This is a genomic window from Streptomyces sp. NPDC002032 (assembly GCF_042890765.1).
In the GTDB taxonomy this organism is placed as follows: domain Bacteria; phylum Actinomycetota; class Actinomycetes; order Streptomycetales; family Streptomycetaceae; genus Streptomyces.
In genome coordinates, this window is sequence record NZ_JBIASM010000013.1 from 68,400 (window position 1) to 88,950 (window position 20,551).

At 74.0% G+C, this 20,551-nt stretch carries 19 protein-coding genes and 1 tRNA gene; 12 read left to right on the forward strand and 8 right to left on the reverse strand.

The features are described 5' to 3' along the window. Window positions 1-123 precede the first annotated feature (123 nt). The 6 genes from ACFYYT_RS26625 (at window position 124) to ACFYYT_RS26650 (ending at window position 6,632) form a co-directional block, all read left to right on the forward strand. On the forward strand, window positions 124-606 hold the full coding sequence (locus ACFYYT_RS26625; RefSeq protein ID WP_003953493.1) for a CarD family transcriptional regulator: 483 nt from the start codon (window positions 124-126) through the stop codon (window positions 604-606). Window positions 607-902: 296 nt separating this feature from the next. Then, window positions 903-1,649 carry a 2-C-methyl-D-erythritol 4-phosphate cytidylyltransferase gene (ispD, locus tag ACFYYT_RS26630; RefSeq protein WP_351825646.1) on the forward strand — a complete coding sequence of 249 codons (747 nt, stop codon included), beginning with the start codon at window positions 903-905 and terminating at the stop codon, window positions 1,647-1,649. Beyond that, complete coding sequence (gene ispF / locus ACFYYT_RS26635; RefSeq protein ID WP_351825648.1) at window positions 1,639-2,145, forward strand: 2-C-methyl-D-erythritol 2,4-cyclodiphosphate synthase; 507 nt, start codon at window positions 1,639-1,641, stop codon at window positions 2,143-2,145. The genes ispD and ispF overlap by 11 nt, the downstream gene beginning before the upstream one ends. 239 nt (window positions 2,146-2,384) lie before the next feature. Then, window positions 2,385-3,788 (forward strand): cysteine--tRNA ligase, encoded by a 1,404-nt coding sequence (gene cysS, locus ACFYYT_RS26640; protein ID WP_351825650.1) that lies wholly within the window; start codon window positions 2,385-2,387, stop codon window positions 3,786-3,788. Window positions 3,789-3,901: 113 nt separating this feature from the next. Further along, complete coding sequence (rlmB, locus tag ACFYYT_RS26645) at window positions 3,902-4,873, forward strand: 23S rRNA (guanosine(2251)-2'-O)-methyltransferase RlmB (RefSeq protein ID WP_351825652.1); 972 nt, start codon at window positions 3,902-3,904, stop codon at window positions 4,871-4,873. A 217-nt stretch (window positions 4,874-5,090) separates the two neighbouring features. After that, window positions 5,091-6,632 (forward strand): DoxX family membrane protein, encoded by a 1,542-nt coding sequence (locus ACFYYT_RS26650; protein ID WP_351825654.1) that lies wholly within the window; start codon window positions 5,091-5,093, stop codon window positions 6,630-6,632. A 105-nt stretch (window positions 6,633-6,737) separates the two neighbouring features. On the opposite strand, the gene ACFYYT_RS26655 is transcribed toward ACFYYT_RS26650, so the two are convergent. The 3 genes from ACFYYT_RS26655 to ACFYYT_RS26665 form a co-directional block, all read right to left on the reverse strand. After that, window positions 6,738-7,580, reverse strand: a complete 843-nt coding sequence (locus ACFYYT_RS26655) for a nucleotidyltransferase family protein (protein WP_351825656.1) — start codon at window positions 7,578-7,580, stop codon at window positions 6,738-6,740. A gap of 53 nt (window positions 7,581-7,633) precedes the next feature. Then, window positions 7,634-8,047: a hypothetical protein gene (locus ACFYYT_RS26660; protein ID WP_351825657.1), complete on the reverse strand. Its 414-nt coding sequence runs from the start codon at window positions 8,045-8,047 to the stop codon at window positions 7,634-7,636. A 233-nt stretch (window positions 8,048-8,280) separates the two neighbouring features. Beyond that, on the reverse strand, window positions 8,281-9,375 hold the full coding sequence (locus ACFYYT_RS26665) for a sn-glycerol-3-phosphate ABC transporter ATP-binding protein UgpC (RefSeq protein WP_351825659.1): 1,095 nt from the start codon (window positions 9,373-9,375) through the stop codon (window positions 8,281-8,283). Between the two features lie 208 nt (window positions 9,376-9,583). Between ACFYYT_RS26665 and ACFYYT_RS26670 the strand changes: the two genes are divergently transcribed. Continuing rightward, window positions 9,584-9,658, forward strand: a tRNA-Thr gene (locus ACFYYT_RS26670). 72 nt (window positions 9,659-9,730) lie between these two features. Here the strand turns inward: ACFYYT_RS26670 and ACFYYT_RS26675 are convergent. After that, window positions 9,731-11,110 carry an FAD-binding oxidoreductase gene (locus tag ACFYYT_RS26675; protein ID WP_351825661.1) on the reverse strand — a complete coding sequence of 460 codons (1,380 nt, stop codon included), beginning with the start codon at window positions 11,108-11,110 and terminating at the stop codon, window positions 9,731-9,733. Between the two features lie 174 nt (window positions 11,111-11,284). On the opposite strand from ACFYYT_RS26675, the gene ACFYYT_RS26680 reads away from it, so the two are divergent. Continuing rightward, complete coding sequence (locus ACFYYT_RS26680; RefSeq protein WP_351825663.1) at window positions 11,285-12,031, forward strand: thioredoxin domain-containing protein; 747 nt, start codon at window positions 11,285-11,287, stop codon at window positions 12,029-12,031. 18 nt (window positions 12,032-12,049) lie between these two features. Beyond that, window positions 12,050-12,940, forward strand: coding sequence for an aminoglycoside phosphotransferase family protein (locus ACFYYT_RS26685; protein WP_351825665.1), 891 nt, complete (start codon window positions 12,050-12,052; stop codon window positions 12,938-12,940). A 65-nt stretch (window positions 12,941-13,005) separates the two neighbouring features. On the opposite strand, the gene ACFYYT_RS26690 is transcribed toward ACFYYT_RS26685, so the two are convergent. Continuing rightward, window positions 13,006-13,998 carry a zinc-binding dehydrogenase gene (locus ACFYYT_RS26690; RefSeq protein WP_351825706.1) on the reverse strand — a complete coding sequence of 331 codons (993 nt, stop codon included), beginning with the start codon at window positions 13,996-13,998 and terminating at the stop codon, window positions 13,006-13,008. Window positions 13,999-14,086: 88 nt separating this feature from the next. On the opposite strand from ACFYYT_RS26690, the gene ACFYYT_RS26695 reads away from it, so the two are divergent. Next, window positions 14,087-14,809, forward strand: a complete 723-nt coding sequence (locus ACFYYT_RS26695; protein ID WP_351825667.1) for a pentapeptide repeat-containing protein — start codon at window positions 14,087-14,089, stop codon at window positions 14,807-14,809. A gap of 67 nt (window positions 14,810-14,876) precedes the next feature. On the opposite strand, the gene ACFYYT_RS26700 is transcribed toward ACFYYT_RS26695, so the two are convergent. The 3 genes from ACFYYT_RS26700 to ACFYYT_RS26710 form a co-directional block, all read right to left on the reverse strand. After that, complete coding sequence (locus ACFYYT_RS26700) at window positions 14,877-15,380, reverse strand: hypothetical protein (protein ID WP_351825669.1); 504 nt, start codon at window positions 15,378-15,380, stop codon at window positions 14,877-14,879. Between the two features lie 573 nt (window positions 15,381-15,953). Further along, on the reverse strand, window positions 15,954-16,577 hold the full coding sequence (locus tag ACFYYT_RS26705) for a response regulator transcription factor (protein WP_351825671.1): 624 nt from the start codon (window positions 16,575-16,577) through the stop codon (window positions 15,954-15,956). Continuing rightward, window positions 16,574-17,722, reverse strand: a complete 1,149-nt coding sequence (locus tag ACFYYT_RS26710) for a sensor histidine kinase (protein WP_351825708.1) — start codon at window positions 17,720-17,722, stop codon at window positions 16,574-16,576. Before ACFYYT_RS26710 ends, ACFYYT_RS26705 begins: the two co-directional genes overlap by 4 nt. 765 nt (window positions 17,723-18,487) lie before the next feature. Here ACFYYT_RS26710 and ACFYYT_RS26715 point away from each other — a divergent pair. Beyond that, entirely contained in the window at window positions 18,488-19,012 is a 525-nt protein-coding gene (locus ACFYYT_RS26715; RefSeq protein ID WP_351825672.1) for a heme-binding protein, read from the forward strand. A 59-nt stretch (window positions 19,013-19,071) separates the two neighbouring features. Beyond that, on the forward strand, window positions 19,072-20,541 hold the full coding sequence (locus ACFYYT_RS26720) for a M1 family metallopeptidase (protein ID WP_351825674.1): 1,470 nt from the start codon (window positions 19,072-19,074) through the stop codon (window positions 20,539-20,541). Window positions 20,542-20,551 lie beyond the last annotated feature (10 nt).

The window sequence follows — 20,551 nt, forward strand, 5'->3', positions numbered from 1 at the left end:
CCGTCGCAGCACGATCGTGTCGCTGTTGTCAAGCCCCGAGATGTGCCCTGACCTGCGAAAACGCCATTCATAACAGTCAGTTCTCGTGTTACCCTGGATAGCCACGGAAGGGGTACCTGTCACATGACGTTCAAGGTTGGCGACACCGTGGTCTATCCCCATCACGGGGCCGCGCTGATCGAGGCCATCGAAACTCGCCAGATCAAAGGCGTGGACAAGACCTACTTGGTGCTCAAGGTCGCCCAGGGCGACCTGACGGTTCGTGTGCCTGCGGACAATGCGGAGTTCGTCGGCGTTCGCGACGTAGTCGGCCAGGACGGGCTGGACCGGGTCTTCGAGGTGCTCCGCGCACCGTACGCAGAAGAGCCGACGAACTGGTCCCGGCGCTACAAGGCAAATCTGGAGAAGCTCGCTTCTGGCGATGTCATCAAGGTCGCGGAAGTAGTGCGTGACCTGTGGCGTCGTGAGCGTGAGCGCGGGCTTTCCGCGGGTGAGAAGCGCATGCTCGCGAAGGCGCGTCAGATTCTGGTGAGCGAGCTCGCGCTCGCCGAAAACACCAACGAGGACAAGGCCGAGGCCCTCCTCGACGAGGTTCTCGCGTCCTGACGCTCGAACCGAACCACAGTGTGCCGCGGTGCCCGATGACAAGCCCTCTCCTCCACGAGAGGGCTGTTGCCGGGCGCTGCGGCATGTCTGCCCCATATTCTTCGGACCCGTAGGTCTGCTTCCCCACCCCTGGGTCCGCTTCCCCACCGCCCGGCGCGCCGGAACCACCCGGTGTGCCGGATCCGGGCTGCCGGCTCGACCGGTCGTCACGGAAGGGGCGAGGGCGGCGCACCCGGCACCCTTCAGGCCATACCCACGTCGGCCGAAGTCACAAACCTGGCCCGGAGCTACTACTGATGTCTGACCCAACGCGCCCCCACCGCACCGCCGCGGTGATCCCGGCCGCCGGCCGCGGGGTACGCCTCGGCCCCGGTGCCCCCAAGGCCCTGCGGGCCCTCGGCGGGACGCCGATGCTGATCCACGCCGTCCGGGCCATGGCCCGCTCCCGCGCGGTCTCCCTCGTCGTCCTCGTGGCCCCGCCCGACGGCGTCGCCGAGGTGCGCAACCTGCTCGACGAGCACGCCCTGCCCGACCGCACCGAGATCCTGGTCGTCCCCGGCGGCGAGACCCGCCAGGAGTCCGTACGGGCCGGTCTGGACGCGCTCCCCGCCGACGTCACCTCCGTACTGATCCACGACGCGGCCCGCCCGCTCGTACCCGTCGAGACCGTCGACTCCGTCGTCGAGGCCGTGCGCGGCGGCGCCCCCGCCGTCGTCCCCGCCCTGCCGCTGGCAGACACCGTCAAGGAGGTCGAGCCCGGCGGGCCCGGCGAGCCCGAGCCGGTCGTCGCCACGCCCGAGCGGGCCCGGCTGCGCGCCGTGCAGACCCCGCAGGGCTTCGACCTCGCGACGCTGCTGCGCGCGCACGAGGCCATCGCCGTCAGCGGCGACGGCGCCACCGACGACGCCGGCATGGTGGAGCGCACCGGGGTCACCGTCGTGGTCGTCCCGGGCCACGAAGAGGCCTTCAAGGTCACCCGTCCGCTCGACCTGGTCCTCGCCGAGGCCGTACTCGCCCGCAGGAGGGCCACCGATGCCTACTAGCTCCGCAGGTTCCGCCGGGGCACCGCTGATCCCGCTCGTCGGGATCGGCACCGACGTGCACGCCTTCGAGGCCGGGCGCGAGCTGTGGTGCGCCGGGCTGCTGTGGGAGGGCGAGGACGGCCTCGCCGGTCACTCCGACGGGGACGTCGCCGCCCACGCCGCCTGTGACGCCCTCTTCTCCGCCGCCGGCCTCGGCGACCTCGGGGCCCACTTCGGCACCTCCCGCCCCGAGTGGTCCGGCGCCGCCGGGGTCGCCCTCCTGGCGGAAGCGGCCCGGATCGTGCGCGCCGGGGGCTTCGAGATCGGCAACATCGCGGTCCAGGTGATCGGTGTGCGCCCGAAGGTCGGCAAGCGGCGCGAAGAAGCACAGAAGGCGCTCTCGGCCGCGGCGGGCGCCCCCGTCTCCGTCTCCGGCACCACCACCGACGGCCTGGGCCTGACCGGCCGCGCCGAAGGCCTCGCCGCCATCGCCACGGCCCTCGTCTACCGCGCCTGACCCGCCGGTCCGGGACCGGCCCCGGCCGGGCCCGGACCCGTACCGCCGACGGCGGCCCGGCGTCGGGAGCGGGACGGGGGAGCCTCGCGGGGCGGTCGAGGGCCGGCCCGCCCGCGCGGCGGCCACAACGGGAAAACCGCCCGTACGGGACCCCGTCCCACGACCCACCCGCAACAAACCCGCCCCCGGGTGCCCAAAGGGTCGCGGGGCACTGCTAGAGGCCCACTACCCTGGATGCCGTGACTATTCGCCTGTACGACACCAGCGCCCGGCAGATCCGCGACTTCACCCCGCTCATCCCGGGCTGCGTCTCGATCTACCTCTGTGGCGCGACCGTGCAGGCCGCCCCACACATCGGGCACATCCGGTCCGGCCTCAACTTCGACATCATGCGCCGCTGGTTCGCCTACCGCGGCTACGAGGTCACCTTCATCCGCAACGTCACGGACATCGACGACAAGATCATCGCCAAGTCCGCCGACCAGGGCCGCCCGTGGTGGTCCATCGGCTACGACAACGAGCTGGCCTTCAACACCGGCTACGACGCGCTCGGCTGCCTGCGGCCCACCTACGAGCCGCGTGCCACCGGCCACGTCCCCGAGATGATCGAGATGATGCGCGGGCTCATCGAGCGCGGGCACGCCTACGAGTCCGAGGGCAACGTCTACTTCGACGTGAAGTCCTTCCCGGGCTACCTCTCGCTCTCCCGCCAGGAGCTCGACAACATCCGCCAGCCGGAGTCCACCGGCGAGACCGGCAAGCGCGACCCGCGCGACTTCGCGATGTGGAAGTCCGTCAAGCCCGGCGAGCCCTCCTGGGAGACCCCCTGGGGCCGCGGCCGTCCCGGCTGGCACCTCGAATGCTCCGCGATGGCGCACAAGTACCTCGGCGAGGCCTTCGACATCCACGGCGGCGGGCTGGACCTGATCTTCCCGCACCACGAGAACGAGATCGCCCAGGCCCGCGCCTTCGGCGACGAGTTCGCCAAGTACTGGGTGCACAACGCCTGGGTCACCATGTCCGGCGAGAAGATGTCCAAGTCGCTCGGCAACTCGGTGCTCGTCTCCGAGATGGTCAAGCACTGGCGTCCGATCGTCCTGCGCTACTACCTCGGCACCCCCCACTACCGCTCGATGATCGAGTACAGCGAGGAGGCCCTGCGGGAGGCGGAGTCCGCCTTCGCCCGCATCGAGGGCTTCTACCAGCGCGTCATCGAGAAGGCGGGCGCCCCCGTCGAGCCCGCCGGCGAGGTGCCCCCGGCCTTCGCCGAGGCGATGGACGACGACCTGGGCGTCCCGCAGGCGCTCGCCATCGTCCACACCACCGTCCGCCAGGGCAACAGCGCGCTGGCCGCCGACGACAAGGACGGCGCCATCGCCCGCCTCTCGGAGGTACGGGCCATGCTGGGCGTGCTCGGCCTGGACCCGCTCGACCCGCACTGGGCCGGTGAGTCCGCGGACCGGGGCGAGGACCTCCACGGAGCCGTCGACACCCTCGTGCGCCTCGTCCTGGAACAGCGCGAATCCGCCCGGACCCGCAAGGACTGGGCCACCGCCGACGCCATCCGCGACCAGCTCCAGCAGTCCGGCCTGGTCATCGAGGACAGCCCCACCGGACCCCGCTGGACCCTCGGCCCGCGCTAGGCGCGTACGACCGACAGGGCCCGCCGGAGCAGTCCGACTGTGCCGCCCGGCCTTCCGGGCGGCACACTCTTCATACGTACATATCGCAGCACCAACGAAAACAGGTAGAGGTCATGGCCGGGAACAGCCAGCGCAGGAACCGCCGCACGTCCAACAAGAAGGGCGCCACGGTCGGCAGCGGTGGCCAGCGGCGCAAGGGCCTGGAGGGCAAGGGCCCCACGCCCAAGGCCGAGGACCGCAAGAAGCACAAGGCCAACCGCATCAGCAACGCGATGGCCCGCCAGGCGGCCAAGCGCCGCCCGGCCCCGCGCCGCGGCGGTGTGAAGGGCACCAGCGAGATGGTCGTCGGCCGCAACCCGGTCTTCGAGGCGCTGCGCGACGGCGTCCCCGCCACCACCCTCTACGTCCAGCAGTTCATCGACAACGACGAGCGCGTCCGCGAGGCCCTCAAGCTCGCCGCCGACCGCGGCAACATCAACCTGATGGAAGCCCCGCGCCCCGAGCTCGACCGCATGACCAACGGGCTCAACCACCAGGGCCTGGTCCTCCAGGTCCCGCCCTACGAGTACGCGCACCCGGAGGACCTCACGGCCGCCGCGTACGACAACGGCGAGGACCCGCTGATCGTGGCCCTCGACGGGGTCACCGACCCGCGCAACCTCGGCGCGATCGTCCGTTCCGTCTCCGCCTTCGGCGGGCACGGCGTGGTCATCCCCGAGCGCCGCGCCGCCGGCATGACCGCCGGTGCGTGGAAGACCTCGGCCGGCACCGCCGCCCGCACCCCGGTCTCCCGCGTCACCAACCTGACCCGCGCCCTCCAGGACTACAAGAAGGCCGGCATCACCATCGTCGGTCTCGCCGCCGAGGGCACGCACACGGTCAACGACCTCGCCGAGCTGGCCGGCCCGGTCGTCATCGTCGTCGGCTCCGAGGGCAAGGGCCTCGGCCGCCTCGTCGGCGAGAACTGCGACTACCTCGTCCGCATCCCGATGCCGGGCGGCGCCGAGTCGCTGAACGCCGGTGTCGCCGCGGGCGTCGTCCTGTACGAGGCCGCCCGCCGCCGCGCCGAGAGCGGCCGGGTCTGATCCGGCCGGCCGGTCCGGTCCGTCCGGTCCGGTCCGTCCGGTCTGCCGGGCCGCCCGGGCCGCCCGTCCGGCCGGTCCGCTTGATCCACTTGGCTCACCGGATGTGACCCGTGAGCGTGTCACCCCGCCCCTTCCGGGCGGGGTGACTTGATCTTGACGGGTCTCGGACAGATCCCTGCTGTCAAGGCAGTGTCCTAAACACTCATCACTCGGTTAGATGAGTGTGGACACCAGAACGTCAGGGTTCGACGACCAGCCCGCGCTGAGCATGGTCAAGGTGCCGTGCGACCCCGCACAGGTCATCGTCAACCACGCCAGCTTCCGCGTGCGGCTCGCACCGAGCCCGAGCGCGCGTTCCAAGCCCGCGAATGCCCCCGGCCGCGCACCCGTACTCGGCGCCGCCGTGGTCGCCGCCGCCGGAGCCACCCGCCGCCGGGCCCCCGTCGTCTGGAGCGGCAAGGCCGCCCCCGGCGACGCGGCCGCCATGGGCGGGCTCCTCCAGGCCGTGCGGGAGGCCGGCCGCGGACACGACGAGTACGACGGCGGCACCACCCAGACCATCCCCCGGGTCGACCTGGCCCACGACCTGGCCGACGACACCCTCGCCACCCCCACCGTCATCGGCCAGCGCAGCTACGGCGACCCGGACGAGACCCGCTCCCTCGCCGCCCTGCGCGACCTGCCCCACGACCGGTACGACGGGGGCCGCCATCCCGGCCCCGAGACCGGCCCCGAGGCCGGCCCCGACGCCCGGCGCGGACCCGCCGACCCGCGGGCCCAGGCCTCGTACTACCCCGGCCGCCGGATGAACCTCGGCGTCGTGCTGCTCCCGCTGCGCGTCTTCCTCGGCTTCATCTCCGTCTACGCGGGCATGGGCAAGCTCTGCGACCCCGTCTACTTCGACGGCGGCGAACGCGGCTCCATGGTCACCTGGCTCCAGACCCTGCACCCCTGGGCCCTGGCCGAACCGCTGCGCGACTTCGCCCTCGCCCACCCGGTGGGAGCCGGGCTCAGCGTGGCCTTCCTCCAGGTCATCGTGGGCGTCCTGACGGTCTTCGGGCTGTGGCAGCGCTTCGCCGCCTGCATCGGGGCCCTGCTCTCCGCCGCGCTCCTGATGACGGTGAGCTGGAAGACCGTCCCCGCCTACGACGCCCCCGACATCATCTACCTGGCCGCCTGGAGCCCGCTGATCATCGCCGGCGCCCCGGTCTACTCCCTCGACGGACGCCTGGCCGGCGAGGCCTGGCGCACCCTCGGCCCGCGCAGCGAGGTCTGGCGGCTGCGCCGCCGGGTCCTGCGGCGCGGCGCCGTGATGGCCACCGTCGTCTGCGGGCTCACCCTGATCATCGGCTCCCTGCTGGGCGGCGCCGTCCGCTCCAGCACCGTCGTCACCGTTCCCGGCCCCGGCCAGGCCCCGAGCAACTACCTGCCCGGCAGCCCGCTGCCCCAGGTCCCCGCCAAGCAGCCCGGGCAGCCCGCCCGCCAGCAGCCCTCGAAGCAGGCCGGCCCCTCCGCCTCCGCCTCCGCCGGCCCCACCGCCAAGCCCGCCCGCACCGGCAGCGGAACCACCGCCCGGGAGAGCGCCGGCACCGGCTCCGGGGCCCCCAGCACCTCCACCAAGGGCAGCGGCCAGACCCCGCGCAGCAGCGCTCCGAAGCAGTCCAGCCCGCAGCAGCCGCCGGCCACCTCCTCCGGGAACCGGGGCGCCGGGGACACCCCGGCCAAGAAGCCCGGCCTCGTCGGCGGCCTCCTCGGCTGACCGCCCCCGTACCCGTCCCGCAGGGCCCGGCACGCCACGAGCGCGCGCCGGGCCCTGCGGCGTACCGGGACGGGGGAGGAGGCGGCGGGGTCCGGGAGGGGCGGCTCAGGCGGGCTGCTGGGCCGCCAGCTCCCGTGCCGCCTCGGTCAGGTCCTTCGCCGTGTCGATCGCCCGCCAGTAGGCCCCCTGCGGCAGCGGGAAGCCCGCCAGCCGCCGCTCGCGCGCCAGGTGCGGGAACGTGGTCCGCTCGTGGTCCCCCACGTCCGGGAGCAGCGCCGTGAAGGCGGGAGCGAAGACGTAGACCCCGGCGTTCACCGGGTACGGCGACGGCGGTGCCTCGATGAAGTCCAGCACCTGCCCGAACTCGTTCGTCTCCACCACGCCCCACGGCATCCGGGGCCGCGCCAGCGCCAGCGTCGCCAGTGCCCCCCGCTCCTCGTGGAAGGCCGCCATCTCGCGCAGCGGGAACCGCGTCCACACGTCACCGTTGGTCGCGTACCAGGGCCGGCCGGGGCAAGGCAGGTGCCGGGCCGCGTACTTGAGGCCGCCGCCGCGCCCCAGGGGCTCCTCCTCCACCACCGTCGTCACGCGCAGCGGCAACGAGGCTCCCGCCAGCCACTCCTGGAGCACTTCGGCGAGGTGCCCGCAGGAGACGACGGCGTCGGTGACCCCCTCCGCCGCCAGCCAGGCCAGCTGGTGCCCGATGATCGGCAGCCCCGTCCCCGGGATCTCCACCATCGGCTTGGGGCGGTCGTCCGTATACGGCCGCAGCCGCGAACCCTGGCCGCCCGCCAGGACGACGGCCTGGGTGGGCGGGGCGGGGAACGCGGCTGCGCGGTCGGTGGGTTGGGGCGAAGCGGCGGACGGGACGGAGGCGGGCGGTACGGGCAGTGCCGGGGGTGCGGGCGGTCCGGGCGGTACGGGCGGTACGGGGGCAACGTCGCTCATGGCCGCCAGCGTAGGGACGGCCCCTGCCCCGGCGGAGGCAGGCGCGGCGGGCGTCAGCCCATCGAGGCGACGCCGGACGCGTACGCCGTGTCGCACACCGGACGTGCGAAGGTCTGCGCCTTCGTCGGCCCGTACACGTCCACGGCGGCCCGGCCCAACGCCCGTGCGATGCCCACGCAGTGCTCGGCGAGCGAGGGCCGCTTGTCCACCTCCTGCTGGAGGTGCGTCAGGACGTCGCCCGGCTCCTGGCCCTGCCGGATTTCACCGAGCAGCTTTTCGCGCAGCACGTCCTGTGCGGCACGCGGCTTCGCGGGGACCGAGACGTCCTCGGCGGAGGCGGTCAGGATCTGGGAAGGGGAATTGTCCGCCCAAGGGACCATGGTGACCGCGAGGGTTCCGGACAGGACCAGGACGACGGGCAGGACCAGGGCGAGGGAACGGCCGATACGGCGGGCAGTGTGGGTCACGAGGGCGAGAGTAGCGCTCGGTGAGGATTTGGCGACATTTAGTCACCCGGTCGGGGGATGGTTCGACGTGGCTTTTCGAATCCGGGGTTGACGGGTGCGGCCGAATGGACCGGTCTGCCGGGGTTCGTGCAGCGCCGGGGGCGCCGCGCCGAGGGCAACTCGCGCGGAAGGGGCGCCCCTTGGCGGGACGCCCCTCCTCGCGCGCGTTCGCGTCGCTGTGCCGGTCCGAAACCTCAGCGGGACAGTCGTACGCCCGAGGACGTGGAGAACACGTGGATCTCGTCGGCCCGCGGCACCACGTGCAGCGTCGACCCCTTCTCCGGCACCTGGCGGCCGCCCACGCGCACCACGATGTCCTGCGTGGCCTTCTCCAGGCCGAGCGTGGTGCTGCCGTAGACGTAGCCGTCCGCGCCCAGTTCCTCGACCACGTTGACCGTGACGGTGAGGCCGCCGCTGTCACCGATGTCGAAGTGCTCGGGGCGGACGCCGACGGTGACCGTACGGTCGCCCGCGTCGGCGGCGGCGGACAGCGCCTCGCGCGACACGGGGACGACGCTCTCGCCGAACTTCACGCCGCCGTCGGTGATCGGGACCTCGACGAGGTTCATGGCGGGCGAGCCGATGAACCCGGCCACGAACAGGTTCGCCGGCCGGTCGTACATGTTGCGCGGGGTGTCGACCTGCTGGAGCAGCCCGTCCTTGAGGACCGCCACGCGGTCGCCCATCGTCATGGCCTCGACCTGGTCGTGGGTGACGTAGACGGTGGTGATGCCGAGGTCGCGCTGGAGCGCGGCGATCTGCGTGCGGGTGGACACGCGGAGCTTGGCGTCGAGGTTCGACAGCGGCTCGTCCATGAGGAAGACCTGCGGCTTGCGGACGATGGCGCGGCCCATCGCGACGCGCTGGCGCTGACCGCCGGAGAGCGCCTTGGGCTTGCGGTCCAGGTACTGGGTGAGGTCGAGCATCTTGGCCGCCTCCTCCACCTTGCGGCGGATGGTGGCCTTGTCCTCACCGGCGATCTTGAGCGCGAAGCCCATGTTGTCGGCGACCGTCATGTGCGGGTACAGCGCGTAGTTCTGGAACACCATCGCGATGTCCCGGTCCTTGGGCGGCAGGTGCGTGACGTCGCGGTCGCCGATGCGGATGGCGCCGCCGTTGACGTCCTCCAGGCCCGCGAGCATGCGCAGGGAGGTGGACTTGCCGCAGCCGGAGGGGCCGACGAGGACGAGGAACTCGCCGTCCTCGATCTCCAGCTCCAGCTGGTCGACGGCGGGCTTGTCGCCGCCCGGGTAGAGGCGGGTCGCCTTGTCGAAGGTGACAGAAGCCATGGTGGTGTATCCCTTCTACCGGCAGGAACGTGCCGGACGATCCGAGTGGAAGGTCTAGTCCAGTTGACCGGACTCCGCCCGACGCTACCCGCCGGGACGCCTCCTGTCAGCACCCGGCGCCCGCGGATCCGTCCGCGGGCCCGGTTCCGGGGGGTCCGGAACGTGATGGCCTCCCGAATCGACCGCTGTGTAGAGTGAGTGCGGCCCCGCCTCCTTAGCTCAGTCCGGCCAGAGCAACGCACTTGTAATGCGTAGGTCGTCGGTTCGAATCCGACAGGGGGCTCTGCGCGTGAAGGCCCCGGATCCTTGTGGTCCGGGGCCTTCGGCGTGTTCCGGGGTGGGGTGGGGGCGGGGGTCAGGCGCGGCCCGAGATGCGGTCGGCGAGGCGGGCCAGGGGGGTGGTCGTGGGGCGGTGGGTGGCCGTTTCGCGGCGGTCGGCCTCGCGGTAGGCGGCGTAGAGGGCGTGGACGCCGAGCCAGCGGAGGGGCTCGGGCTCCCAGCGGCGGACGCGGTGCTGGACCCAGGGGAGGCCGGTCAGTTCGGTGCTCTCGCCGAGGACCAGGTCGCGCAGGGTGCGGGCCGCGAGGTTGGCGGTGGCCACGCCGGAGCCGACGTAGCCGCCCGCCCAGCCGAGGCCGGTGGTGGCGTCGAGGGTGACGGTGGCGCACCAGTCGCGGGGGACGCCGAGGACGCCCGACCAGGCGTGGGTGATCTCCGTGCCGGTGAGCTGGGGGAAGAAGGAGAAGAGCAGGCCGGTGAGGGCCGTGACGGTGGCCGGCTGGGTGCGGCCGTCGTGGTCGGTGCGCGAGCCGAAGCGGTACGGGACCCCGCGGCCGCCGATCGCGATGCGGCCGTCGGCGGTGCGCTGGGCGTACATGTAGGCGTGGGCCATGTCGCCGAGGAGCGTCGAGCCCGACCAGTTGAGGGACTCCCAGGCGGACGGCGGCAGCGGGGCCGTGACGATCATCGAGGAGTTCATGGGGAGCCAGGTGCGCTTGTGGCCCTTGAGAGCGGCGGTGAAGCCCTCGGTGCAGCGCAGGACGTACGGGGCGCGGACGGTGCCGTAGGGGGTGACGGCGCGGCGGGGGGCGAGTTCCGTGACGGGGGTGGATTCGTGGATCACCACGCCGAGGCGTTCGCAGGCGGCGGCGAGGCCGCGGACCAGCTTGAGGGGGTGGACGCGGGCGCCGTGCGGGGTCCAGCTGGAGCCGACGGCGTCGGCGATGTCGATGAGGGCGCGGGTGCCGGGGGCGTCGTGGAGGACGCGGTCGCTCTCGCCGAAGCCGAGTTCGGCTGCGTGGAAGGCCTTCAGGCGGGTCAGCTGGGCGGGGGTGCGGGCGACTTCGAGGACCCCGCCCCGGTGGATGTCGGCGTCGATGTGCTCGGCGGCGGCGGTCTCGATGACCTCGGTGACGGTCTCGTTCATGGCGTGCTGGAGGCGCTGGGCCGCCTGGTGGCCGTGGCGGGCGGCGTAGCGGTCGCGGCCGGCGATGCCGTTGTAGAGCCAGCCGCCGTTGCGGCCCGAGGCGCCGTAGCCGCAGAACTTCTGCTCCAGGACGGTGACGCGCAGGCCGGGGGCGGCGCGCTTGAGGTAGTACGCCGTCCACAGGCCGGTGTATCCGCCGCCGACGATCACGACGTCTGCCGTGGCGTCGGTGGTGAGGGGGGTGCGCGGTGGCCGGGGGGCGGTGGAGTCGGTCGCGTACCAGAAGGAGATACCGCCGTTGATCGTCATGGGGGAGTTGGTACACGGGGTGTCCGAGGGGTGTCCAGGGGCGGGGTGTCGTGTTCCGGGGGCCGTTGACAGGCCGTTTGGCCCCTGTGCGGGGGCCGGCCCGTGCGTAGGGTGGCGGAGAGTATTTGTCAGTTTTTATGGTGTATGAGTTTTTTACGGAGAGGGTTTCCGGTGGTGGTGGGCGTACGGAGGGCAGGGCGCGCGGGACGGGTCGTCGCGGCGGTGGCGGCGGCGGCGCTGCTGGGCGGCGCGGTGGCCGGCTGCGGTTCGGGGTCGGGTTCGGGTTCGGGGTCGGGGTCGCGGTCGGGTTCGGACGCGGCGTCGGCCGAGGTGCGGACGAGCCCGATCGCGGACCGGCTCGCGACGCTGCCGGCCGTCGTGGACGGGGCGAAGGTGGTCGTGGGCAGGCCGGGGGCGCCGCGCACGGTGCAGGTGCTGGTGGACCCGCGGTGCGGCTACTGCGCGAAGTTCGAGGCCGCGGGCGGGGAGACGCTGCTGAAGCTGGCGGACGGGGGGAAGGTGCGGATCGAGTACCTGCTGGCCTCGTTCCTGGACCGGGGCGGGGCGAGCGGCTCCGTCAAGGCGGTGAACGCGCTGCGGGCGTCGGTGGACGCCGGGAAGTTCGCGGAGTACCAGGCGGCGGTCTTCGCCAGTCAGCCGAAGGGCAGGTTCACCGACGAGCTGCTGCTGCGGATCGCCGACCGGGTGCCGGGGCTGCGCGGGACCGCCTTCGACCGGGCCGTGGCGGAGGGGACGTACACGGGGTGGGCCGGGGAGGCCGAGCGGGCCTTCGAGGCGACCGGGGCGGAGGGGACGCCGGCGGTGCTGGTGGACGGGAAGCCGGTGGGGGCGAAGGACGGGGCGATGTTCGACGCGGCCGCGTTCGGGCGGGTCCTCGGGGAGGCGGGCATCGGGGGATAGCTGCGTAGGGTCGGCGCCATGGTGGAGATTCCGTACGGCTTGGTCGAGGTGCAACTGCGGTACGGGGGAGCGGCGGGGCGGGAGTTCATCGAGGGACTGCCGGTGCGGGTGGCGGAGTTCCTGGAGCGGTGGGGGCTGCGGGTGGCGGGCTCGGCGATGCACGGGATGACGGCCCTGGTGCTGCCGGTGGTGCGGGCGGACGGCACGGAGGCGGCGTTGAAGCTGCCGGCGCCGGACGAGGAGACCGCGGGGGAGCCGCTCGCGCTGCGGGCGTGGGACGGGCGCGGGTGCGTACGGCTGCTGGAGTGGGACGGCCCGACGGGGACGCTGCTGCTGGAGCGGCTGGACGCGGGACGGCACCTCTCGGCGCTCGCGGAGCGGGACGCGCGCGCCGCGGTGCTGGTGGTGGGGGAGTTGCTGGCGCGGCTGACGGCGGTCCGGGCGCCGGAGGGGCTGCGGGGACTGGGCGAGGTCACGGCGGGGATGCGGGCGCGGGTCCCGGAGGCGGTGGGGAGGCTGGCGGACGCGGGAGAGCGTCGGCTGCTGCGGGACTGCGCGGCGGCGCTGGCGGAGGTCGCGGGGGAGCCGGGGGACCGGTTGCTGCACTGGGACCTGCACTTCGGCAACGTGCTGGCCGGGGTGCGGGAGCCGTGGCTGGCGATCGATCCGAAGCCGTTGTCGGGGGATCCGGGGTTCGAGCTGTTGCCTTCGCTGGTCAACGCGTTCCGGGAGGGGGACGTGGGGTGGCGGTTCGACCTGCTGACGGAGGTGATGGGGCTGGACCGGGAGCGGGCACGGGCGTGGACGCTGGGGCGGGTGGTGCAGAACTGCCTGTGGGAGCTGGAGGACGGCCGGACGCGGCTGCCGGAGCCGGAAGTGGCGGTGGCCGGGGTGCTGTTGGGGAGGTGAGGCGGGTGGCGGGGTGGCGGGCCGCGCCGCGGCGGGGGTGCCGGGCGCGGGGTCTCCCGTACGGGCTACGGCTCCAGGACGACCTTGCCGGTGGTGGCGCGGGTTTCCAGGGCGCGGTGGGCGGCCGCGGCTTCGGCCAGCGGGAAGCGCCGGACGGCGGGGCGCAGCCGGCCGGCGGCGGCTTCGGCGAGGGCGCGGGTCTCCAGGACGCGGAGCGGGTCGGGGGCGCCGACGGCTTCGAGCATGGCGGGGCCGAGGACGACCTGGCTGGTGATGCCGCGGGCGGCGAGGGCGGCCCGTTCGGCGTCGGTGAGGGTCAGGGGGCCGCCCGACCAGCCGTGGACGAGGTGGCGGCCGCCGGGGGCGAGGAGGCCGAGGGCGGTACGGGCGGTGGCCGCGCCGACGGAGTCGAAGAGGACGGTGCCGCCGTCGGGGTGGTGGGCGCGGACGGTGCCGGCCCAGTCGGCGGTGGTGTAGTCGACGGCGAGGTCGGCGCCGTTGGCGGTGGCCAGGGCGCATTTGGCGGGGCCTCCGGCGAGGGCGACGACGGTGGCGCCGGCGTTCTTGGCGTACTGGACGAGCAGCGTGCCGATTCCGCCGGCGGCCGCGGTGATCAGGGCGGTGGAGCCCGGGCCGAGGCCGGCGAACTGGAGGATGCCGAGGGCGGTGCGGCCGGTGCCGATCATGGCGACGGCCCGGGCGTGGTCGAGGCCCTCGGGGACCGGGTGCAGGCGGGCGGCGTCGGTGACGGCGTAGTCGGCGTAACCGCCGGGGGCGAAGCCGAGGTGGGCGACGACGGAGCGGCCGAGCCAGGCGGGATCGGTGCCGGGGCCGACGGCGTCGACGGTGCCGGCCACCTCGCGGCCGGGGGTGGTGGGGAGCGCCGGGAGGGGGGCGGGGGGTCCCTCGACGCCCTTGCGGAGGCTGATGTCGAGGAGGTGGACGCCGGCCGCGGCGACGGCGATGCGGACCTGGCCGGAGGCGGGGACGGGGCGGGGGGTGGTCTCGTAGGAGAGGTTCTCGGCGGGGCCGAAGGCGTGCAGCCGGATGGCGCGCATGGTGTCCATCCGGCAAGCCTCGGACCTGAAGCGGGGTTGAGGTCAAGGGCGGGCCGCCGTTGTCACAGGCGTGCGCCACGATGGGGGGATGGCGACACGGAACGAGCGGCAGCGGACGGCGGGGCGGACGGCGGCGGGGCGGGCGGCGGATGCGGCGTCGGCGGTGAAGGCGGCGCGGCGGCCGGAGGTGCGGCTGCCGGGGCTGGTGGCGTGGGAGGGCGGTGAACTGGAGCCGGACGGGGACTACGACGGGCTGGAGTTCGCCGACCTCGACCTGGCCGGGCAGGAGGGCGTGGGGGCGCGGTTCATGGACTGCGCGCTGCGCCGGTGCGCGCTGGACGCGGCCGGGCTGGCGAAGGCGCGGGTGCTGGACTCGGTGCTGGACGGGGTCCGGGGGGTGGGCACCGACCTGTCGGGGGCCTCGCTGCGGGACGTGGAGCTGCTGGAGCCGCGGCTGGGCGGGGCGCAGCTGCACGGGGCGGTGCTGGAGCGGGTCCTCGTACGGGGCGGGAAGATCGACTACCTGAACCTGCGGACGGCCCGGTTGAAGGACGTGGTCTTCGACGGCTGCGTGCTCGTGGAGCCGGACTTCGGGGGCGCGGTGCTGGAGCGGGTGGAGTTCCGGGGGTGCGTGGTGCGGGGCGCCGATTTCACCGGGGCCCGGATGACGGACGTGGACCTGCGGGCGGCCTCGGAGCTGGGGATCGCGCGCGGGGTGGAGGCCCTGGCGGGGGCGGTGATCAGCCCTGCGCAGCTGTTCGAGCTGGCTCCGGCGCTGGCGGCGCAGCTGGGGGTGCGGGTGGTGGGGTAGCGGCGGGGCGGGGCCGGGCGGGGTCCCCGGGGGCGGGCGGGGTCCCCGGGGCTCGTGGGACGCGGGGTCAGGCGGGGACGCGGGGGAAGCGGGACTGGAGCGTCCAGATGACGGGGTTGTCGGCGAGGCCGTCGTGCATGTCGACGAGGTCGGCGATGAGGTCGTGGAGGAAGTCGCGGGCCTCGCGGCGCAGGAGGCGGTGGCTGAAGGTCAGCGGCTCCTCCTCGGGCGCCATCCAGTCGGCCTCGACGTCGACCCAGCCGAAGCGTCGCTCGAAGAGCATGCGGTCGGCGGACTCGGTGAAGTCGAGCTCGGCGTACTGGCGGTTGGCGGAACGGCTGCCGCGCGGGTCCTCGTCGAGCTGCTCGACGATGTCGCACAGGGCCCAGGCGAAGTCGAGGACCGGGACCCATCCCCAGGCTGTGGATACTTCCCGGTCCTTGTCGGTGTCGGCGAGGTAGACGTCACCGCAGAAGAGGTCGTGGCGCAGGGTCCGGACGTCCGCGGAGCGGTAGTCGGTCTGCGGGGGGTCCGGGAAGCGCCGGGAGAGGGAGTAGCCGATGTCGAGCACGTCCTTGATGGTGTCACGGGTGCGCCCCTCCCGGCGCCGGGGGCCGTCGGACCGGCCCGGGGGCGGCCCGGGTCAGCCGACGTTGACGGCCTTCCAGGCGGCGGCGACGCGGGTGACCCCGGGGCTGGAGGGTGTCGGTCGGGGTCGGCCGGTGAGGTCGGGGCTGCGCCCGGCCTTCTGGGGCTCCGCCCCGGACCCCCGCGCCTCAAATGCCGGCGGGGCTGGATTTTGGCGGGCGTGGGCTGCCAGGTCCGGCAACTTCAGCCTCGCCGGCGTTTGAGGCGCGGGCGCGGAGCGCCGTGGGGTGACGGGTCCGGGCGCAGCCCGGGGAACGGTGGAAGGGCGGGTAGGGGACCACGCCCCGCGCAGCGACGCACCCACCTTCAGGCGACGGCCGGGGAGCGGGTCAGTGCTGAGTGGTGCCGCCAAGGGAGGGGCGGGCACCGGCCAGGGGTGGCGGCGCCGTCCGGCGGGGTCCGGCGACCCGGGCCGATGCCCGGGGGCGTCAGTGGTGAGGGGGGCGGGCGGTGCGTCGCGTTGCGGGTCGGGTCGGCGTTGTGTGTGTGGGGGGCGTCAAGACGGCAGTAGGCGTTGTTCCTTGGCTACGGCTACCGCGCCCGCGCGCGTGTCCACGCCGAGTTTGTCGTAGATGCGGCCCAGGTGGGTCTTGACCGTGGCTTCGCTGATGAACAGGGCACGGGCGATGTCGCGGTTGCCGAGGCCGCGGGCCAGCTGCCCCAGGATGTCCAGTTCGCGGTCCGTCAGCGTGGGCCGGGTGCCGCGCATGCGGGCCATCACCCGGCTGGCGACCGGCGGGGAGAGGGTGGTGCGGCCCGCCGCCGCCGCGTGGATGGCGGCGAAGAGTTCCTCGGGGCGTTCCGCCTTCAGCAGGTAGCCGGTCGCTCCCGCGCCGATGGCCCGGGTGATGTCCGCGTCCGTGTCGTACGTGGTGAGGACCAGGACGTGCGGCGGCCCCGGCAGGGCCGTGATGCGCCGGGTGGCCTCGACGCCGTCGATGCCCTCGCCCAGCTGGAGGTCCATCAGCACCACGTCCGGGCGGAGCTTAGCCGCCAGCGCGACGGCTTCCTCGCCGCTGCCGGCCTCGCCGAGCACCTCTATGTCCGGTTCGCTGCCGAGCAGCGCGAGGAGTCCCGCGCGCACCACCACGTGGTCGTCGCAGAGGAGGATCGTCGTCATCCCGTGGGCTCCAGGGGGATCGCGGCCGAGAGCACGGTGCCCTCGCCCGGGGTGGATTCGATGGTCAGGGTTCCGCCGAGCTGGCGCACGCGGGCGCGCATGGCGGGGAGGCCGTGGCCGCGTTCGGGGGCGCCGGGGGCGGTGCGGGACTCGGTGAAGCCGTCGCCGTCGTCCGCGACGTCCAGGACGACCTGGTCGCCGAGGAAGCTCAGGGTCAGCGCGGCGGTCCGGGCGCCGGAGTGCTCGCGGATGTTGGCCAGCGCGCCCTGCGCGATGCGCAGGAGGGCCGATTCGGCGCGGTCGGGCAGCGGGGCCGGGGCGCCCTCCAGATGGAAGCGGACCTCGATGTCCGGGCCCGCGTCCAGGGCGCGCAGCGCGTCGGGCAGTCCGGCGCCGTTCTCCAGTTCGGGCGGCGCCAGGTCGTGTACGAGCCGACGTGCCTCGGCGAGGCCGCGGGCGGCGATGCCGGTGGCGGTGCGGACGTGCGCGCGGGCGGTGTCCGGTTCGCTCTCCCAGGTGCGGTCGGCGGCCTGGAGCAGCATCTGCTGGCTGGACAGGTGCTGGGCCAGGGTGTCGTGGATCTCCATGGACAGCCGCTGCCGTTCGGCGAGGGTGCCCTCGCGGCGTTCGGTGGCGGCGAGTTCGCGGCGGGTGCGGATCAGGTCGTCGATGAGGGCGCGCTGCTCCTGGGCCTGGCGTTCCATGTGGACGAAGACGGCGGTGGCGAGGGCGGCCACGGCGGGCGGGGCCAGGAGGAGGTTCGGGTCGAAGGCGGTGGACAGCCTGAGCTGGGCGGCGACGACGAAGACGGTGAGCAGCGCGACGAGGACCACGGCGGCGCGGGGGCGCAGGGTGCGCAGGGCGGTGAAGAAGAGGGGGACGGCGCACCAGGCGAAGCTCGGCGCGAGGAGGACGAGGACCACCCAGGTGGCGACGACGAGGCCGAGCCAGAGCCGGCGGCGCAGGGTGGCGGGGACGGGCGCGGTGGGCGGCGTACGGGTGGCGCCGACGGCGGGGCCGAGGACGTAGAGCAGCGCGAGGGCGATGCTGAGGGCGATGACCCAGGGGGTGCGGGGTTCGCCGGGGTGGCGCAGGAGGAAGCGCGCCACGGAGGCGCCGAGGAGCAGGAAGAACGCCGTGTGCATGACGGTGGCCAGCGTGCGGGTGTCGTCCGAGGCGGTCGGGCGGGGCCGCGGGAGGTGGCTCACGGCGGGGCTCCTGGGGTGGTGGGGGCGATGTCCATTTTGCCGCTGCGCCGGGCCGGCCCGTCGGCCGGGCCCGCCCCGGGCGGGTCGCGCGGCCGGGGTGGTGTGCGCGGCCCGCGCGGCGTGGTGGGCTTGCACCGCCCGTCGGCTTGCACGGCCCGTCGGCCCGCACGGCCCTGGTGGCCGTGCAGGCCTGGTCGGCGTACCTGGCCCACGTGGGCCACATGGCCCGGTCGGCCCGTACGGGCCGCCTGGCCCGCGTGGCTGTACGGGCCGCCTGGCCCGGCCGGCCCGCACGACCCCCATGGCCCGCGAGGCCTGGTCGGCCCTCATGGGCCGGTCGGCATACATGGGCCTCACGGCTCGCACTGCCCTCACGCACCTCACGGATCGGTTGGGCCGCATGGTCCGTGCGGTCCGGGGCGCGGCTGCGCCAGTTGTCGGGCTCGGGGTCTCGGGTTCCGGGCTCCGGCTCCGCGCGTCGGCGGGGTCGGGGGCGGGGCCCGGGGTTTCAGGAGAGTCCGTGGGGTGGGGGTGGCGCATCGGCCGATCGGTTGACCCTGGGGTCAGCCGGTGCGGTCGGCGGTGGGAGCCGGTACGGGGACGGGGAGCGGGGCGGTCGCGGCGGAGGCTTGGAGCAGCGAGTCGGGCCGACGGGCTACCGAGCGGCCGACCTCCGACCGACGACCATCAGGAGCAGCAGCCATGAACACCCGTACCCGCGTCCTCACCGGTACCGCTCTCGCCCTCGCCCTCGGCGCCGGTACCTTCGGTGCCGTCAGCGCGAGCGCCACCCCGGCCGCGAAGAAGAGCGACGACCGGAACTTCACCACCTCGACGCACCTCACCGTCGACGCCGCCACCCGCGCCGCCCAGGCCGCGCTCCAGGCGGCCGCGAAGGAGAACCAGAAGGTGACGGTGGCCGTGGTGGACCGCAACGGCAACACCGTCGTCACCCTGCGCGGCGACGGCGCCGGCCCGCAGTCCTACGAGTCGGCCCAGCGCAAGGCCTTCACCGCCGTGTCCTGGAACGCCCCGACCTCGGTGCTCGCGGGCCGTCTCGCGCAGACCCCGAACCTGAAGGACATCCCCGGCACCCTCTTCCTCGCGGGCGGCGTCCCGGTGCAGGCCGAGGGCGCTCCGGTGGCCGGGGTCGGCGTGGCCGGCGCCCCGAGCGGCGATCTGGACGAGAAGTTCGCCAAGGCCGGCGTCGACGCCCTCGGCAAGTAGCCCCGGCCACGCCAAGTAGCCCCGCCCGCGCCCCGGGGGCCCCGCTTAGGATCGGGGGCGTGGAACACCGTGCGTTCGTCCGTCTCGCCGCCCCCCTGCTCGCCGTGCTCCTCGGCCTCACCGCGGGGTGTACGGGTACCACGGTGCAGGGGCGGCCCGGGGCGTCCGGGCTGCGGGATCCGTACTTCCCCCGGGCGGGCAACGGCGGGTACCAGGTCGAGCACTACGACCTGGACCTCGCCTACGACCCCGCCGACGGGCAGCTGCACGCCACGGCGGTCATCACCGCCCGCGCCGAGCAGGGGCTCAGCGCCTTCAACCTCGACCTGAGCGGCCTCAAGGTCGAGGGCGTGGACGTGCAGGGCGCCGGTGCCCGCTTCAACCGGACCGGGAACGAGCTGACGGTCCGCCCGGCCAAGGACCTGAAGGAGGGCGAGGTCTTCCGTACGGAGATCGACTACTCCGGACGCCCGAAGCCCGTCGTCGACCCGGACGGCTCCAAGGAGGGCTGGATCGCCGGCCCGGACGGCGCGGTCGCCGTCGGTGAGCCGGTGGGGTCGATGGGCTGGTTCCCCGGCAACCACCACCCCAGCGACAAGGCCACGTACGACATCACCGTCACCGTCCCGAACGGCTACGAGGCCGTGTCCAACGGCGAGCTGCGCTCCCGGCGGCAAGTGGCGGACGGCCAGACCGAGTTCGCGTGGCACAGCCCCGAGCCGATGGCGAGCTACCTCGCCACCGTCGCCGTCGGCAAGTTCAAGGTGACGACCGGCCGGACCGCTTCGGGCGTCGCCGTCTACGACGCCGTCGCCCCCGGCGAGGAGGCGGGCAGCGCGCCCGCGCTGGCGCGGCTGGGGGAGATCGTCGAGTGGGGGAGCGCGAAGTTCGGCCCCTACCCCTTCGGGACGGCCGGTTCGATCGTGATGCCGCCGCAGACGCTCACGTACGCCCTGGAGACGCAGACGAAACCGGTCTACTCGGGCGCGCCCGACGAGGAACTGGTCCTGCACGAGATGGCGCACCAGTGGTTCGGGGACTCGGTCTCGCCGAAGTCCTGGAAGGACATGTGGCTCAACGAGGGCTTCGCGACGTACGCGGAGTGGCTGTGGGCGGAGGACCGGGGCGGGGTGAGCGCGCAGCGCCGCTTCGAGGCCTTCCTGGCCGGGGACACCTCGGTCGACCCGCACGCCGACGGCGACTGGGACGCCTTCGCGCCCGCCTCCCCGCCCGGACCGGGCAAGATCTCCGACGACCCGGTGTACTACCGGGGGGCGATGGTCCTGCACCGGATCCGGCAGGAGGTGGGCGACGCGAAGTTCTTCGGCCTGCTGCGCGGCTGGGCCGCCGACCACCGGCACGGGAACGCGAGCACGGCCGACTTCACCGCGTACGCGGAGCGGCACACGGGCCACGACTTGCGCACGGTGTGGGACGTCTGGCTGTACGGGGAAGGCCGCCCCGCCGCCCCCGCCGCCCCCGCCGCATCCGCCAGCCCCGCCCCCGCCCCCACCCCCGCCGCCGGCTGACTGCCCCGGC

Coding starts and splice junctions, on each gene's coding strand:
- ACFYYT_RS26690 (WP_351825706.1), bottom strand. CDS start 13,998: ATGCGCGCCATCCGGCTGCACGCCTTCGGCCCCGCCGAGAACCTCTCC.
- ACFYYT_RS26710 (WP_351825708.1), bottom strand. CDS start 17,722: ATGCACACGGCGTTCTTCCTGCTCCTCGGCGCCTCCGTGGCGCGCTTC.
- ispF (WP_351825648.1), top strand. CDS start 1,639: ATGCCTACTAGCTCCGCAGGTTCCGCCGGGGCACCGCTGATCCCGCTC.
- ACFYYT_RS26685 (WP_351825665.1), top strand. CDS start 12,050: ATGGTGGAGATTCCGTACGGCTTGGTCGAGGTGCAACTGCGGTACGGG.
- rlmB (WP_351825652.1), top strand. CDS start 3,902: ATGGCCGGGAACAGCCAGCGCAGGAACCGCCGCACGTCCAACAAGAAG.
- ACFYYT_RS26715 (WP_351825672.1), top strand. CDS start 18,488: ATGAACACCCGTACCCGCGTCCTCACCGGTACCGCTCTCGCCCTCGCC.
- ACFYYT_RS26665 (WP_351825659.1), bottom strand. CDS start 9,375: ATGGCTTCTGTCACCTTCGACAAGGCGACCCGCCTCTACCCGGGCGGC.
- ACFYYT_RS26650 (WP_351825654.1), top strand. CDS start 5,091: ATGAGTGTGGACACCAGAACGTCAGGGTTCGACGACCAGCCCGCGCTG.
- ACFYYT_RS26705 (WP_351825671.1), bottom strand. CDS start 16,577: ATGACGACGATCCTCCTCTGCGACGACCACGTGGTGGTGCGCGCGGGA.
- ACFYYT_RS26655 (WP_351825656.1), bottom strand. CDS start 7,580: ATGAGCGACGTTGCCCCCGTACCGCCCGTACCGCCCGGACCGCCCGCA.
- ispD (WP_351825646.1), top strand. CDS start 903: ATGTCTGACCCAACGCGCCCCCACCGCACCGCCGCGGTGATCCCGGCC.
- ACFYYT_RS26675 (WP_351825661.1), bottom strand. CDS start 11,110: ATGACGATCAACGGCGGTATCTCCTTCTGGTACGCGACCGACTCCACC.
- ACFYYT_RS26625 (WP_003953493.1), top strand. CDS start 124: ATGACGTTCAAGGTTGGCGACACCGTGGTCTATCCCCATCACGGGGCC.
- ACFYYT_RS26695 (WP_351825667.1), top strand. CDS start 14,087: ATGGCGACACGGAACGAGCGGCAGCGGACGGCGGGGCGGACGGCGGCG.